This window comes from Bradyrhizobium manausense, assembly GCF_001440035.1.
Taxonomy (GTDB): domain Bacteria; phylum Pseudomonadota; class Alphaproteobacteria; order Rhizobiales; family Xanthobacteraceae; genus Bradyrhizobium; species Bradyrhizobium manausense.
This window is the reverse complement of sequence record NZ_LJYG01000108.1, coordinates 95,607-111,635: the sequence shown is the minus strand read 5'-3', so window position 1 is coordinate 111,635 and position 16,029 is coordinate 95,607. Positions and strand designations below refer to the sequence as shown.

Below are 16,029 nucleotides of genomic sequence, written 5' to 3'. Positions count from 1 at the left end.
TCGATCACGTCGACATAGGCGATATCGAAGCCTTCGCGGCGCATCAGCGCCGGCAGGAAGCGATGCAGCCCGTCGAAATAGGGCATCATCAGGAAGACCTCGCGGCGGAACGCCTTCAGTCCGCAGCCGGTGTCGCGCGTGCCGTCCTTCAGGATGGCGCTGCGAACCTTGTTGGCCACCCGCGACTGGAACTTCTTGAAGCCCGTGTCCTTGCGCCCGACGCGCTGTCCGGCGGCAAGACCGACGTTGACGCCCTTCTCAACCGCCGCGATCAGGTCCGGCAGGAAAGCAGGATTGTTCTGGCCGTCGCCATCGAGCGTCGCCACGACCGTGCCGCGTGCCGCGCGGACACCGCTGCGAACCGCGGCCGACTGGCCGGTGGATTTTGCGTGACGAAGCTGCCGCAGATTGCCGCGCTGCTTCATGATCGCCGCGAGCCGCTCGCCGGTCGCATCGGTCGAGCCGTCGTTGACATAGATGATCTCATAGGCCCAGCGGCCATCGAGCGCGGCCGTGATCTCCTCGATCAGGGGCGCAATGTTATCGGCTTCGTTGCGCACGGGGACGACGATGGAAACCGAAGGCTGGGAGGACGACAAATCGAAAGCTCGTGGTTGGATTGGCCCGTTCCCAGGAACCCTTGGTCCGGGAAGCAGCCGCTTTTATGGGGCGGATGGGCCGCGGGCAACCCTTTTGAGGCGCCCTGGAAGCACTCCCGGAAGCGGCACGATGCTGCCGTCGGCGCGGATGGCAAAGGCGAGCCGGCGCGCCGCAAACCAATAGCGGACCGCCATGGCGCCGACCATGCCCACCAGCGCACCGGCCGTGACGTCACTCGGGTGATGCGCCAGCAGCACCAGGCGCGTCAGCAGGATGACAACGGCGTAAGTGAACATGACCACGCGCAGACGCGGCCAAAGCGCCGAAACCGCAAAGGCGAGCGCGAACGCCGTCACCGCATGCCCCGACGGCAGGCTGGCATAAGCCCCCGTGCCTTCGAGCGGGATGAAATTGAACGGATCGGCTTTGCCGCCGACGAACGGACGTCCGCGACCGATGAGATATTTCAGGATCTCGGTGACGAACACCGACAGCGCAACGGACAGAAACAGATATTGCAGCCGCGTCCCGAAGCCGAGCAGCAGCGCCCGGCGGCTGCCATGCATTCCGCTCGCGACGAGCGCCACGACCACCAAGGCTGCGCCCAGCACCCAGAGCACGTTCTCGTCCTTGCCGAAATCGGTGAGGATGCGGATCGGCCACAGCCAGGCCGTGCCGCGAGCCGGCATCAGCTGGATCTCGGTCCCATCGAACGCGAGCATCAGAACGATCACCAAAGCGGCACCCGCCGCGCTGAGCCACAGCGAGTGCCGCGCCAGTTTTCGCGCAGCCGCAGCACGGCGCGAATGCGACGGCGAACGCACGAGCTGCGCGAGCGCCCGTCCCACGACAGAGACCAATTGCGTGGGGTAACTCGCACGCGGCGCGATGGTGGCCGTATCAGGCATCCTAGTCAGGGCCCTCGGAACGGAAGATCGAGATCGAGATCGCACGCCCTTGCGAGAAATTATAGCCGTCGATACGCGCGCCGACCTTGTAGCGCAGCCCGATCGCCTCGGCGCGCTGCACGAAGCTGCGCTCCGAGCGCTGCTCCACCAGGGCAAACCGGCAGCTTCCCTGCCTGAGGAAATCGGCAGCCCCCGATCCGTCGGTGAGCAGCGTCTGGGTGCCGGTCAGGAACACAAGGCTCGGCTCGGCATAGCCGGCCGAGGCCGCCTTGGGCCCGACGCAAGTCACGTTGCGCAGCGCGCGCGCGACCTCGATGCTCGGAAACAGCGGCGTCAACGACGGCAGCACGATGCCGTAGACCGCGACGGCCAGCATGAGCGCTGCGACCAGCGCGTTGAGCAACGAGCGCTCGGCGCGATTGGTGTCGAACAGCCACCAGGCGAACAGGCCGAAGATCAGCGAGGCCGCGATGAACGGCCAGGCCACGAAGGCCGGCTGCCGCGTCAGCATGACCGCGCCGACGACTGCGATGATCGAACCGCCCGCAGGGACCACGAACCACCAGGCCGAGCCGCGCGCGAGCCACGAGCGCGACAGCACGTTTCGCTCCACCGCGCCGGCGGTAAGGATCGCAATCGCGGGATAGAGCGGCAACACGTAATGCGGCAGCTTGGTCAGCACCGCCTCGAACACGATCCAGGACGGGATCAGCCAGGCCAGCAGGAATTGTGCGCCGGGCTCGCGCCGTGCCCGCCACACCGCCGGCGCCGCCATCGCCGCAAGCGGCGCGCCGGGCCAGAAGGTGATCCAGAACAGCGCCAGATAGACACCGGGCGGCGCGCCATGGGATTCCTGCGCGCCGATCTTGCTCAGCATGTCGCCGCCGACGGAATCCGCAAAGAAGGCATCGCCGGCGCGCCAGAAGATCGCGACGAACCAGGGCAGCACCAGCACCAGCACCCACATCAGACCCCAGACCGGGCGCAAGCGCCACAGCCAGGAGGCATCGCGATCCTGGATCGCGAGCGCGATGATGGTGAGCCCTGCGAACATCAGGATCAGCGGGCCCTTGATCAGGATGCCGACCGCGAGCGCGGTCCAGAAGATCGCCGGCCAGCTCCAGGGCGGATGGGCCTCCTCCTCGGCCCGCTGCCACGACAGATAGGCGCGTGACATCGCGCCCATTGCGGCGACCACCGCGAACAGCAGCACAGCGTCGGTCTTGGCGAGGCGCGCCTCGACACCAAGCAGCACGGAGGCGGCCATCAGCAGCGCGGCGAGCACTGCCCCGCGCCGCGTGACGAAGCCCAGCGCCGTCCAATAGGTCATCAGCACTGCGCCGATGGCACCGATCAACGAGGGCAGCCGATAGACCCAGATGCGCAATTCGGCCTTGGGCAGCTTCAGCACTGTGGCCACTTCGACGGCCGCGGATTGCAACCAGTAGATGCCGACCGGCTTCTTGTAGCGAACGTCCTCCTGGAAGCGAATGTCCACATAGTCGCGGCTCTCGACCATCTGCTTGGTGGCCTGCGCGAACCGTGCCTCGTCGCGGTCGACGGGCGGGATGGTGAAAAATCCCGGCAGAAACAGCAGCAGCGCGCACAGCACCAGGAAGCCCACGGCGCGGGCGTGGCTGGCGGTGACAAAGTCGAGCATCAGCACAAGCCGACTGCCCGGATTCACGGGCGTTTTCGGCTGTCGGGGCGCTCCAAATCGGGGAGTCGGATAGGTCTCGGCCATTGGTTCCGCTTACGCTGAAACCGCCGTCGCCACAACCGCTTAAGCCGCTCTCATTGAATTCGAATGACGACTGTGTCCGCGGCGCCCGTGGCGTCGATCACCGTCAGCCGTGCAAAGCCCGGACCGGGCGGATCGATCAGGCGCTGGCGCCGTCCGTCGATCTCGCCGAGCGCCGTTCCGTTGACCATGACAGTCATCGGCAGCACCCCGCCGGCGACCTTGACCGGCATGGCCGCCGCCTCCGCTCCGACCGACCGATCCACATCGATCCGGGAGCCATTGAGCGGGAACTGGATGTGGAGCGCCTGCTCGCCGCCGGGGCGGACCAGTTCCCCGACAGGCCGGAACCGTTTGAGCGGCAACGGCAACTTTGCGTTGCTGGCAAGGAGGGTTCCCTTGGGGGGCTTTGGCAGTGGGGTCAACGTCTTGCCGGTCCGCGCGAAGGCATCGAACAGAATGGGCGCGGCGGCGAGGCGACCGATCAGGCCGGGCACCGGCGCGCCATCGGGCCGGCCGACCCAGACGCCGATGGTCATGCGGCCGTCGAACCCGACCGACCAGGCATCGCGATAGCCATAGGAGGTGCCGGTCTTGAAGGCGATGCGGTTATGGGCTGCGTTCTCCGGCGGCGGGGTTCCCAGCAGCACGTTGCCGACCTGCCAGGCCGCCACGGGGTCCAAGAGCCGCAGCGGCTCGCGATCATCCTTGGTGGCCATGATCTCGCGGAGTGGCTTGGTGGTGCCGAGCCGAGCGAAGCCTGCATAAAGCTGCGCCAGATCCTGGAGCGTAATGCCGACACCGCCGAGGCCCATCGCGAGCCCTGGCGACTCGTCCTTGGGCAGAACCAGATTGCCTCCGGCCTGCCGCAGCCGCGAGGCCAGCCGGCTCGAGCCGACGCGGTCGAGCAGCACGATGGCCGGCACGTTCAATGACATCTGCAGGGCCTTCTTCACCGGCACCGTGCCCTGGAACGTCATGTCGAAGTTTTCGGGCGCGTAGGAGCCGAAGCGCACCGGACGATCGTCGATCAGGCTGTCGGGGTGAACGAAGCCGTCCTCGAAAGCCAGGCCATAGATGAACGGTTTCAGTGTCGAGCCCGGCGAGCGGATGGCGCGGGTCATGTCGACCTGCCCTGCCCGGCTCACATCGAAATAATCGGCCGAGCCGACACGAGCGAGCACGTCACCGCTCTCGACGTCGACGACGATGATGCCGACCGAGATGTTCGGCCCCAGCGCAATGGCGCGGTCGCGCGCCAGCGGCTCCAGCACCTTCTGAAGATTTGAGTCCAGCGTCAGCTTGATAACAGGCGCATCCTTGACCGTTGCCAGCGCGTTGTCGGAGGCATGCGGGGCCAGGATCGGCATCGGCTTGCGCAGCGTTGGCACTGGCACGGCCTTGGCCTGCTTGGCATCGTCGACGCTGACCACATGCTCCTCGACCATGCGGCCGAGCACGCGATCCCGCGCGATGCGCGCGGCGTCGGGATAACGGTCGAGCCGACGGGTTTCCGGCGATTGCGGCAACGCGACCAGGAGCGCGGCTTCCGCCAGCGACAGCCGCTTCGGCTCCTTGCCGAGATAAGCGATCGATGCGGCTCGAATGCCTTCGAGATTGCCGCCATAGGGCGCGAGCGCGAGGTAGAGGTTAAGGATCTCGTCCTTGCTCAAGCTGCGCTCCAGCTCGATCGCGCGGACGATCTGATGCAGCTTTGCGTAAAGCGAGCGCTGCCGTCGCGGCTCCATCAGCCGGGCCAGCTGCATCGAGATGGTCGAGCCGCCCGACACGATGTAGCCACGGGTAGCGAGCTGGACAGCAGCACGGCCCAGCGCCAGCGGGTCGATGCCGTCATGGGCGTAGAAGCGCTGGTCCTCATAGGCGAACAGCAGCTTCAGGTAAGTCGGATCGACATTCGTCTTGGTATCAACAGGCAGACGCCAGCGCCCGTCCGCCATCGCGTAGGCACGCAACAGCTTGCCGTTGCGATCGACGATAGTGGTCGAGACGCGTCGCGCCTCGTCGAGCGGCAGCGGGCCGAGGGAATAGACCCAGCCGACGAAGCCGATAAGGGCGAGGATGAAAGCGAGCGCGAGGGCAGAGAGCGCGCGATGGCTCTTGCTCCGCACTCCACTGCCGTCGTTCCGGGATGGTCCGAAGGACCAGACCCGGAACCTCGAGATTCTCAGGCGCGCAATTGCGCGCCATCGTTCGGCTCTTCGAGCCGCCCCGGAATGACGAGAGATATGATCGCCGTCGCGCATCCCACCACTCACTTCGCCGCCCGCACCTCGACTGTGCCCGTGCCGGTGCGGCCATAACGCGAGGGGTTGTACATGTCCTCGACATAGGCCTGCGGCAGCACATATTTGCCCGGCGAGACCACGCGCACGACATAGGCGACGGTGAAGACCGCCTTGGAATCCGAGGCCCGGTCGACCGCCGCGGTGAAGCGGTCGTCGCGGAATTCGGTATCCTCGGGCTCCGCGCCATCCTCGATCCAGTCCAGCGTGCCGCTGTCGCCCGACGACACCAGCTTCGGATTGTCGATCTCGAGGCCGGCCGGCAGATAGTCGGACACCATGATGTGGCCGTATTCAGGCTTGGCTTCCGTAATCTTCAACACCACGGCAAAGCGGTCGTTCTGCTTGACCTTGCTGATGTCGGCCGGCTTGCCGTCGAGCGTGAAGTAGTTGCGCTCGATCTTGAAGCCGTTCGACGCGGCCGGCTCCGGCGTCACCGGCGAGCCCGATACCGAGATCACCGCCTGCACCGGCGCATCGCCGGTGTTGGTGATCTTCAGCGGCTTGCCGCTCAGCGTATCAGCCTTGTAGCTGCGGTAGAGCGCAGCCTTGATCGGCTGGCCGTCGGCCTCGATCGAGAGGTTTTCCTTGGCCAGCGCCCGCGCGGCCAGCACCAGCCATGCATTCTCCTGTGTGGAGGTGTAGGGCGTCAGCCCGCGCGCGACTTCGACCCGCGAGACTGCTTGCGTCAGTGTCGCCTTGGGCGCATTGCCTTCGCTGGCGAGCGAGACCAGCGCTGCGGCATCGCGGAGCTGCGAGCCGTAATCAGTGCGGCCGAACTCCAGCACCGGCTTTGGCGCCAGACTGTCGAGCGCCGCGCTGTAGACCCGCTCCGCGCGGTTGCGATCGCCGACCAGAGCGAGCGCCGCCGCAAGCTGGGATTTGGCGATCGGCGTCGCCAGATTGTTCAGCTTGGTGTCGGCGAGATAGCGGAGATCGCCGATCGGAGCTGCGCCATTGCGGGCGAGCACATAGAGGCCGTAAGCGAGATCGCGGCCGCCATCTTTCTCCGGCTCGTTGCCGTTGACGACAGAGTTTCTGATGCGGTCGAGCGCGTTCTTGAACAGAACGTCAGGCACCACAAAGCCCTTTTCACGGGCGCGAGTCAGGAAGTCCGTGACGTAAGCATCGAGCCAGGCGTCATCGCCGCCGGCCGACCACAGGCCAAACGAGCCGTTGGAGCCCTGACGGGCCAAAAGCCGCTCGATGGCGTCGCGGATGCGCTGGTCGACCTCGGTATCCATGGCCAGATGCGCACCGGCCGCCAGGTCGTTGACATAGAGCAGCGGCATGGCGCGGCTCGTGATCTGCTCCGAGCAGCCATAGGGATAGCGGTCGAGCGCCTTGAGGATGGTCGCCGCATCGAGCGCGGTCGACAGGCTCGCCGAGACCGAGACGCTGCCGGTGCCCGGCACGAGGTCGGAGAACATGTCCGAGGTCAGCGTCAGGCTCTCGCCTTTCGCCAGGGTGCGGATCGAGCGCCGCGCCAGCACCTGCGTTGCCGCCTTGACGTCGAGCGCGTAGTGGCGCGCGAGCGTCAGGCCGTTCGGCCCCTTGATGTCGACATCGAGCGTCGCCTGTCCCGCCGCGGTCGCATCGATAGCAAGCGCGAACGAATTGCGCTGCTTGGCGGCGAGTCTGACAGTGGTGGCCGGATTGCCCGTCATCTTCACCGGACCGCCCGTCTTGACGTTGATGACGTAATCGCCGGCCTGGCCCTCGACATTGTCGATCTCGAGATTGACCGTGCCGTGATCGCCATTGAGCAGGAAGCGCGGCAGGGTCGTGGTCAGCACCACGGGGTCGCGGATCACGACATCGGTGTTGGCGCGGCCGAGTTTTGTGGCGGTCCACGCCACCGCCATCACGCGCGCGGTGCCGGCGAACTCCGGAATGTCGAAGCTGACTTCCGCCGTGCCGTCGGCGCCGACGGTGACGATACCCGAATAGAGCGCGAGCGGCTTTTGCGTGGGCGGCGAGCCCTGCAGCTCGGCAGCGCCTGCGTCGCCGCCGGATTTGATCTGACCGCGCGTGCCGGACATGCCGTCGATCAGCTGCCCGTAGAGATCGCGGATTTCCGCCGAGAGCTGACGCTGGCCGAGATAATAATCGTCGGGTGCCGGCGGCTTGTAATTGGTGAGATTGAGAATGCCGACATCGACCGCGGCGATCACGATCTTGGCGTCTTCGCCGGGATTGAGCCCGTCGAGCCTGACCGGGATCTTGAGCGTCGAATTCGGCCGGATCAGATCCGGCGGCGCCAGCTTCACGGCAAGCGTGCGCGCCTGCTTGTCGATGCCGAACCATTTCAGGCCGATCGCGCGGCCCGGCATGCGCTGGGCGGCCGCATCGAGCGGACGGCGCAGCGTCGCCACCACATAGGCCCCGGTGCCCCAGTCCTTGCCAACCGGGAGTTTTACTTGCGCGGTGCCTTCCTTGACGTCGACGGTCTGCGTCGTCAGCAGGCGGTCGCCGACCACATTGACGGTCAGCTTGCCGGCGGAGCGGACATTGACCGATACCGTCATGGTATCGCCGGAGGCGTATTGCGGCTTGTCGATCGAGGTCTCCAGCAAATCAGGCGTATCGGCGCTGCCGTCGGAATACCAGCCGACGTCAAACTGCACCGAGGTCACCGGACCGTCTGCGTCATTCGACTTCACATCGAGCCGGTAGCGGCCGGGCCGGGGCGCCAGCGAGATCCGCGTCGGCTTGTCGGCGGCGATCGTGACGTCACCGTCGGCGACGCGCGAGGTCGACTTGACCGGCTCATACTCCCAATAATTGTTCTGGCGGTACCATTGATAGCGCGATTCCATCTTCAGGAGCTCGTAACGCAGGCCGTCGCGGGGAATCGTCTTGCCCTCGGGCGAGACGAACACGACATCGAACTCGGCCTTGTCGCCTTCCGCGACGTTCTTGTCGCCGAATAGCGGCTTGATGCCGATCAGCGCGGTCGCGGGCGCGACCGGCAGAACGAGCTTGCGCTCGACGGCGCGGCCGCCGGTCTCGACCATGCGGACGAAGATCTGCGCCTCCTGCGGACGGGTCGAGGCCGGCTGCTTCTCCAGCGTCACCGGGAAGGTCGCAACGCCATTGGCGTCGGCCTCGGGCAGGTTCTCCAGCGGCGTGCGCTCGTTCGAGGTGGTCTGCTCGTCATCGACGCCGAACTGGTAGCCGGCATAGCCGGGCCGCCCGGAGGCAGGCGCAATCAGCATGTCGCCTTCGAGGCTGAGGCCGGAGGCCGGCGCGCCGTAGAGGAAATGACCGTCCGCCTTGAGCTCCACAGGAGCGTTGGCTTTGATCAGCTTGTCCTTGGCGGACAATTCGAATTCGATCCGATCGGGGACGTAATCCTCGACCATGAAGGTGGTCTCGCCGACCGACGAGCCCTTCGGATCGGTGAAGGCGCGCACCCGCCAGGTCCCGGTCGGAACGGCCGAGTTGAGCGGCACGGCGAGCGTGCGGCCGCCGGCGCCCTGGTCAGCCAGCACGGCGCGGCGAAATTCGACGCCATCAGGACGCTCGATCACGAGCGTCAGCGGCCCACCATTGACGGCATTGCCCTGCCCGTCGCGCAGCAGCGCGGTGAGATAGACGGTCTCGCTGGAGCGATAGACGCCGCGCTCGGCATAGACGAAGGCATCGGCCCCCGCGGGCACGACGCGGCCCGCGACACCACGGTCACTGAGGTCAAAAGCCGAGCTCTTCAGGCTCAGGAAAGCGTAGTCGGCCTTCTCGCCGGTCACCGTCAACATCGCGGGCGACAGGCCGCCCTCGCCGCGCGCCAGCCCCGTCTCGAACAGCACATGGCCGGCATCGTCGGTCTTGCGCGTCGCCAATATCTCATTGTTGCGGGCGACCAGCCGCACCTCGGCTTTGCCGACCGGATCGGTCGAGGCCAGTGAGTTCACGAAGACATGGATGCCGTCATTGCCGGAATAGGCTGACACGCCGAGGTCGGAAACGATGAACCATTGGGTTGCGAGTTGATAATCATCGTCGCTGCCCGGCCCCTTGGCTGCCGCCGTCATCACATAGACGCCGGGCTGCAGCTCGCCCAGCGCCTCGTCGACCGGGAATGCGGTGGTGACGTCCTGGTTCAGCGTCATCGCGGTCGCGAGCTCGCCCGACCAGACCTTGACGCCGCGCTCGTTGCCGAGATCGCTGAGCTGGTACTTCGACAAAGTCTTCTGGAAGTCGCTGTCGACCACCGTGTTGATCAGGTTGCGATCGCCGATCCGGAAAACATCGATGTTCACCGCGGGCGTGTTGACGCTGACCACGGGAATGCCGCGCTGCCCGGTCCGCGGCAGCACGTAGGCGCGGCTGGTGAAGCGCACGAACGGCTTGCGGTCGCGCACATAGATGTTGAACTCGGCCGATTTCGGCAGGCCTTCCTTCACCGTCGACGGCAGGCCGGCACGTAAGTTGATGTTGTAGCGCTCGCCATGCTTCAGCCCGTCGACGCAGAGCTGCTTGCCCTCCGCCGACAGCGCCGGCTTGTCCTGACCTGCGAGCGCCAGGAAGGGCGCGAAATCGGTGCGCTTGGCGAGCTCTTCCGAGAACTGGAAGCAGGCGCGCGGGCTCGCCGAATCCGAGTCCACGGTATAGTCGAGCAGGCGGAAGCCGTGCTCGTCGCGCAGCTTCTCATATTGGCCGCGGACATCGGCGACCTCGCGCATGTCCAGCGACAGCCGCAATGCGTCGAGCGAGGGGCGGAACAGATGCCGTTCGGCGAGCGACTTGCCGAGCACCGCGAGCGCATCGGCCTCCTCGCCCTGATTGCCGGCGCGCGTGTAAGCGATGTAGGCGGCCGTCGAGGCCCGTTCCCAGAGGAACGTCTGCTCGCTCGAGCTCCGCGGCGTGATCTGGAAGATCACCTTGGCGAGCCGCAGCCAGTTACCGGCGTCATCGGGCGTGGTCGCGGCGATCTGGCCAAGGACCGAGAGCCCGGTGCGGTAATCGTTGCGCTTGAAGGCGGCGTCGGCGTCCGTCTTCAGCGTCGCATTGGTCTTGGCGACCGGCCCTGCCTCGCTCTTGATCTGCGCCTCCAGCTTGATCGCAGAATCAGCGAGATCGTCGCGCTTGAACGCCTTGTCAGCGGCATGCGCCGCGCTCAGGCCAAACGCCAGCGTTGCGCAGAGGATGACGGCGCGAACCAGACCGATCATGAATGGACTCCCGGAAATCGCGGACGAGCGCCGCGGCGGCGATAATGTGTGCGGAAAGGTGACGGACTCATGGCGATGGAACCAAAGGTGCAAAACGTCGCATTCGCCATGGCAAGGCACGCCCAGAGGAGACCGATCACGCTACCGCCGCGCACGCCGTCCTGAGGCGCAGGCAATATCGGACCCGTCGACCGGCGACCGTGTCCCGGAAGCTGGTCAGCGTTGCCGGCGACGTGATCCGTCGTCCAGTCCGCTGCCGCTCAACCCGGCACCCTGACACTTCACCGTTCCGGTTTGTCGCAGCACTGAGGAAAACGGTTCGGTTCAGGCTTGGCGAAAGACCAGATTTTTCATATTGCCATGATATATGAACAGCCGGGCCCCAACCCGGGCTGGCCGGAACGGTCCCGTAGCTCAACTGGATAGAGCATCAGATTTCTACTCTGAGGGTTGCAGGTTCGATTCCTGCCGGGATCGCCACCCTTTCAACTTCCAAATCAAAACCTTGGCAAAGTATCCGCTTCGTTCTTGCGCCCCATCCGTGTTGCGCAAGTCGCTTGGCGCCGACAGCAAATTCAACGCGTTGCGCGGCACTACAAATCGCTCCAGGCAACACGGCAGCAACACGCTCATTCGCTTTCCGTTCACGAACGCCGCGACACTACTGCCAGCGATGATCGCCTCAGGCGCCGTCGCGATCCTTAGGACCAACGACTGGCAGTAGCTCGCGCTCGTTCAGTGCCACAAGGAATTGACTATTTGACTCTCGACAGTACCGAGTTTCGATCGCGGGATGAGTGTCCGCCTTCTCAAACACGAAGCCGTGCCCGGCACAGGAAGCTTCGAGGTCCGCTTCGCGGATGGTCGCCGAAGTCGATACTTTTATTTCGACGACCTACCATCGCGACGGCTCCGTCCAGGACAAGTCCCGCGCGAGCAAGCGATCGATTGGGCGAGAATGTTCGCACGAATTATGCGTGGCTTGATCGAAGGTTGGGACTGGAGGAAAGAGGCCGCCAACTGAGGCGGCCCAACGTCCGGGTGTTCCGCTTGTAAGTACACGTCCGAAGAACAAAAGCAGGCCTATTATATTCAAAGTCCGTTCTCGACCGGAGAACAAAGAGACAAGGGGCGGCCAACGCGAGCAGCATAGCTTGAGGCTGGCTCAATCATCCCAGGTTCGGTCGCCGCATTCGCATTCGAACGTGCGCACGGTCGTACCGCGGTCTGGGAAATGCACCACCCTCAACAAGCGAAGCGTTCTTCCGCAAAATCTACATTTCCTGTCGGGTCGGCTATCGGTTTCGCCGATCTTTTCCGCCTTAAACAGTTCCATCTGGCTTTAGCCAAGGTATTGATGCCTTAGAATTGGGCACAGATTCCGCGCGCTGTCAGTTCAAAAATTAACGTATGTTACCTCTCAAACGCCCTCCCTACCTGGGTGTTCCGCTTATAAATACACGTTCAAAGACAAAGCAGGATCAGCACAACCTTTCTCGCCCGGAGAACTATGGGCCCGCCAGCGCGAACCGGTGGCGCCCTCTATATTCTACGTCAGCGACCATGCAGGGTTGCGGTTGTTGAACCACCGTCGGCGATCGAGTGATCTCGGTCTTCCGAGCCATCGTTGCCATCGTCAGCACTGCAACGCGCGCGATGAATGCCGTACTTGTCCGGATGTTCGACCAGGTGGTCGCGACCAAACGGGCCCTACGGCCCGATGCGATCAGTCCCTGCGCTCGATTCGTCGTTGCGACGATCGCGCGCAAGCTGATGCCACGCCAGCGCCAGTTCGATGAGGCGTTGCCGGTCGGGGCCTTCCGACTCGGCGGCACGCTTCATAGCTGCCTCGGCTTCATGCTGTGGATCGTACTCGGTACACATGAGTGCCGACTCTAACCGCTCGATCCGGACAAGTGCGTGGCAATTTCGTCCGTATGATTGCGGATAACGGGGCGTGTTGCTGATGATTTCGGCACGCTCTAATTGTGACCTCCATAGAATTGCACTGGCGGTTTCAAACCGCCGGGAAGCGCCCGCCGCGCACGATGGTGCTGATCATACACAAAGCGGTGAGGCCCGTTCATATGCGCCGATCTGTGAATTGCATCACAGCCGAGGCTCGGCGCGTCCGCTAAAGAGCAACATGGTACTCCGCAGAACGCGACAGAGGATCGATGGCTATCCCCCTCACGAGACGAGAAGCCGAAGCGCAAGCGCCCGCGTCGATGCGCAAAGCCGACCTGCAAGGCTTCGCCTTTCTCGCAACCATAGCCATCGTGATGACCGCCTGGATCGGTGCCCTGGTCTGGGCTGCGATGGCGTTCCTGAGCTGGCTTGTCTCGTAGCGCGAATGGCGCGCTAAAACAGGAGGTGCACGATCTGCACCCCCTTGATACCCCCGCAAACGATCATGGCCCATAGCGCCAAGCTGATCTGGATCGCGTCCAGCATGATCCCGTCCCCTGCGACTCACTTTTGATTTTTTCTTTGATCAATTGCGTGACGCCACAATGAGCGCCAGTGGAAATTAAGGGCAGTTGTTGTGCGTCGCCACAGAGATTGATTTGCAAAAAGGCCTTCTGTCATTTCCGCAAACAACAGCCTTCTGTCATTTGCGCAACAAATGAGGCGGGCTTGAGCCCGCCTCATTCAATTCAGATCTCGCTCAGGCGCTCAGTAACAGGCGCGCGGATCGACCTGCACATACTGGCCGCTAGGATAGCGGTAATAACAAACCCCTTCGGCGACATAGTAGCCCGGACGTGAAGCGGCCGTTGCTCCCGCGATGGCACCGGTTGCACCGCCGATGACCGCGCCCGCAGCCGCACCCGAGGCGTTGCCCGAAAGCAGGCCGCCGAGCACACCGCCGACAATGGCGCCGCCCAGCGCGCTCGCGCCGGGATCGGGCGCCGGCGGCGGCGGAGGTGGTTCGTAAGCCACGGGCGGACCCGGCGGCGGCGCGTAGGCCACCGGCACGTCGTCCACATATTCCTCGGAGATATAAGCGGGTGGGCCGTCCATCCGCTGCGGATAATAGTACCAGACGCCGCCAACGTCCCACCACCAGCCGGGACGGCCATTATGGACCTCATGACGCCAGCGGCCGCCCTCCCAGGCAAGATTGCCACGGTAGGTATGTCCACCCCAGTCGCGCGCGGGCGCCGGACCACGCGCCATGGTACGGCCGGGCCTTGGGGACGGACCATCGGCACGGTGCGGACCGGCTCCGGGCGTCACGTGGGCCTGACCGCCAGGTTGGGAGACGGATCGCCCTGCCTGCGGTGGTGGACCTTTGCGGGTGTTCTGGTCGGCCGGTGGCGGAGTAGCTGCGCCCTGCCCTGGCGGTTGACCTGCGCCCTTGGGGGGACCCGCGTCCTGCGCCTGGGCGGACAATGCCAGCAACGACATGGCCGAAACCACGGGAATGATGATCTTCATACGGCTGGACGCACTCATTCGTGCCTACCCCTTAACTTTCAGAAATTGCCGTGGCCCATGCGCGATAGACGATTCGGATCGCCTTTGGCTGATGCCGCCTGATAACTGACCTGCCAGATTGACCCGCCAGGCCGGTAATGTCCCGTTACATCTGTTTAAGATCGCGGCGAATTTTCGCCGGGACGCCCGGTGAACCCGGCACTAGCGCGCCGGCTCGATCACATCGCAATTGCGTCGCCCCGACATCAGGCAATCCTGCATCTTGCTGGCGGCGGTGAGGTCCCGAGCGAGCCACAGGCCAACTGCGAGAAGGGCGGCAGCAATGATGAGCCCCGCGACCGCGCCGCGACGGCTGTCGCCGGATTGGGATTTGGGGGATTGGGGTTTGGGCGAAGCTTTGGGCTTCTCTACGGGTTCGGGCATCAAGTCAGGCTCGGACATGGCGACCTTGGCGCTCGCTGAGGCCGTTTATCACCTCCGCGACGTCACGTCACATCCTCGCGCAGCCGTCGCCGCTCGACCCTTGGCCGCTCAACTTTGACCGCTCAACCCTTGGTCTGCCGCACCGCTTCCTTGCGCAAGGTCTCGACCGCCGGGATCGCCTGCTGGGCGCGCGGCGCGCAGCTCGTCAGGATGAACGCGGTTTGAGTACACTCCCAAGCGGCTCCAAGAACCGCACTCTCGATCGGCTGCGGACGGGCAGCCACCAGGACCGCGCCTACGACCGCCACTGCTGCGACCACGATCGAAAGGGCTTTCGGGCTCAGCCGGAAAAAGATCATGCCCGTGCTCCGTCTCGTATGGCGGACGCTAGGCGCCGCCGCTGGGTGCCCTTATGAGGGACATCACAATTCGGCAGTTTTTCCGGGCTACGAAGGGTCGGCTGGTTCAGCGATTTCGTGGACCTGATCGGCTGCGAATATGGGTGGCTTCGCGACGCGTGGCGATGTACACGCTTCTGCGTCGCGTGGCGCCTGCTTGTGCCCAGCCGACGTACCAACAGGCAGTGATTTAGGATCGAAAGCGAGGAAGACAAGGCTCGTCGAATGAGTGGATTTAGGGAACCCGGCTTCGCAGACCGGCAAAAGGCGGCGCTGGAAGCCCGCAAAAATCTTTTGAACAAATTCAAGTCGCAGCCCGGACCTGACGATCCCGCTGTGGTGGCGAAGCGCGCCGAGCGCGAGGCGCTCGCGGCCAAGCGCGCCGAAGCGAAGGCTGCGCGCGAGGCCGAAAAAGCCGAGCAGAAGCGCCGCGAGGAAGAAGCCAAGGCCGCTGAAGCCGCGCGCCTTGCGCGTGAGGCCGAGGAAGCGGCTGCCAAGGCGGCAGCGCTCGAGGCCGAGCAGAAGGCCAAGCGCGACGCCCGTTACGCCGCCCGCAAGGCCAAGCGGAAGTAAGCTTCAACAAAATTTGACCTGAAATTTGACCTCAAAATTTGACCTCAAAATTTGACCTGGGGCCCACCGGCTCCAGGTCAAATCGCGCCGCACCAGCCGCGAACGCGAAACGCGACGACGGGCCGTGGATGGACGAGGCAGATGCTGGGCATGCCGGGCTCGCCCCGCTGGAGGCGGCCGGCATGACGGCGGAAGATCAGTTCTTCTTCATCATCCCGTCGTCTTTTTTCATGCCATCCTTCGCCATCGTATCCTTCTTCATGCCGTCGTCCTTGGACATGTGATCCTTCTTCATGCTGTCCTTGGACATCGTGTCCTTCTTCATCATGCCGTCGTCCTTGCCCATCTTGTCCTGGGCAAAAGCGGCCGGCGACAGCGCCAGACCAAGCGAGAGAGCGGCAGCCGAGGCGCCGAGCACGATACGGGTGCGAATGGTCATGAGAGACAATCCCTTCGAGATGGTGTTGT

11 protein-coding genes, 1 tRNA gene and 1 pseudogene are annotated in these 16,029 nt (G+C 64.5%); 4 read left to right on the top strand and 9 right to left on the bottom strand.

The window, feature by feature from the left end; translation table 11 throughout:
- The 5 genes and pseudogenes from AOQ71_RS30575 to AOQ71_RS30555 form a co-directional block, all read right to left on the bottom strand.
- Positions 1 to 599, bottom strand: a pseudogene (locus AOQ71_RS30575) (glycosyltransferase family 2 protein); the annotation flags it as partial.
- A 63-nt stretch (positions 600 to 662) separates the two neighbouring features.
- Positions 663 to 1,508: a phosphatase PAP2 family protein gene (locus tag AOQ71_RS30570; protein ID WP_057754875.1), complete on the bottom strand. Its 846-nt coding sequence runs from the start codon at positions 1,506 to 1,508 to the stop codon at positions 663 to 665.
- Between the two features lies 1 nt (position 1,509).
- Positions 1,510 to 3,252, bottom strand: coding sequence for an ArnT family glycosyltransferase (locus AOQ71_RS30565; protein WP_057754871.1), 1,743 nt, complete (start codon positions 3,250 to 3,252; stop codon positions 1,510 to 1,512).
- A gap of 50 nt (positions 3,253 to 3,302) precedes the next feature.
- On the bottom strand, positions 3,303 to 5,513 hold the full coding sequence (gene pbpC, locus AOQ71_RS30560; RefSeq protein WP_245317263.1) for a penicillin-binding protein 1C: 2,211 nt from the start codon (positions 5,511 to 5,513) through the stop codon (positions 3,303 to 3,305).
- 8 nt (positions 5,514 to 5,521) lie between these two features.
- Positions 5,522 to 10,726 (bottom strand): alpha-2-macroglobulin family protein, encoded by a 5,205-nt coding sequence (locus tag AOQ71_RS30555; RefSeq protein ID WP_057754863.1) that lies wholly within the window; start codon positions 10,724 to 10,726, stop codon positions 5,522 to 5,524.
- Between the two features lie 403 nt (positions 10,727 to 11,129).
- Here AOQ71_RS30555 and AOQ71_RS30550 point away from each other — a divergent pair.
- From AOQ71_RS30550 to AOQ71_RS46430, 3 genes are all read left to right on the top strand, one after another.
- Positions 11,130 to 11,206: transfer RNA gene (locus tag AOQ71_RS30550), tRNA-Arg, on the top strand.
- Between the two features lie 1,122 nt (positions 11,207 to 12,328).
- Positions 12,329 to 12,625: a hypothetical protein gene (locus AOQ71_RS46065; protein WP_057754857.1), complete on the top strand. Its 297-nt coding sequence runs from the start codon at positions 12,329 to 12,331 to the stop codon at positions 12,623 to 12,625.
- 278 nt (positions 12,626 to 12,903) lie between these two features.
- Positions 12,904 to 13,074, top strand: a complete 171-nt coding sequence (locus tag AOQ71_RS46430; RefSeq protein WP_057754854.1) for a hypothetical protein — start codon at positions 12,904 to 12,906, stop codon at positions 13,072 to 13,074.
- A gap of 328 nt (positions 13,075 to 13,402) precedes the next feature.
- Here AOQ71_RS46430 and AOQ71_RS30530 read toward each other — a convergent pair whose 3' ends face one another.
- The 3 genes from AOQ71_RS30530 to AOQ71_RS30520 form a co-directional block, all read right to left on the bottom strand.
- Positions 13,403 to 14,185 (bottom strand): hypothetical protein, encoded by a 783-nt coding sequence (locus AOQ71_RS30530; protein ID WP_057754851.1) that lies wholly within the window; start codon positions 14,183 to 14,185, stop codon positions 13,403 to 13,405.
- A gap of 183 nt (positions 14,186 to 14,368) precedes the next feature.
- Complete coding sequence (locus tag AOQ71_RS30525) at positions 14,369 to 14,590, bottom strand: hypothetical protein (protein WP_083514684.1); 222 nt, start codon at positions 14,588 to 14,590, stop codon at positions 14,369 to 14,371.
- 122 nt (positions 14,591 to 14,712) lie between these two features.
- Positions 14,713 to 14,949, bottom strand: a complete 237-nt coding sequence (locus AOQ71_RS30520) for a hypothetical protein (RefSeq protein ID WP_057754845.1) — start codon at positions 14,947 to 14,949, stop codon at positions 14,713 to 14,715.
- A 264-nt stretch (positions 14,950 to 15,213) separates the two neighbouring features.
- Between AOQ71_RS30520 and AOQ71_RS30515 the strand changes: the two genes are divergently transcribed.
- Positions 15,214 to 15,561 (top strand): DUF6481 family protein, encoded by a 348-nt coding sequence (locus AOQ71_RS30515; protein WP_057754842.1) that lies wholly within the window; start codon positions 15,214 to 15,216, stop codon positions 15,559 to 15,561.
- Between the two features lie 196 nt (positions 15,562 to 15,757).
- On the opposite strand, the gene AOQ71_RS30510 is transcribed toward AOQ71_RS30515, so the two are convergent.
- Complete coding sequence (locus AOQ71_RS30510) at positions 15,758 to 16,000, bottom strand: pentapeptide MXKDX repeat protein (protein WP_057754839.1); 243 nt, start codon at positions 15,998 to 16,000, stop codon at positions 15,758 to 15,760.
- Between the last annotated feature and the right edge of the window lie 29 nt (positions 16,001 to 16,029).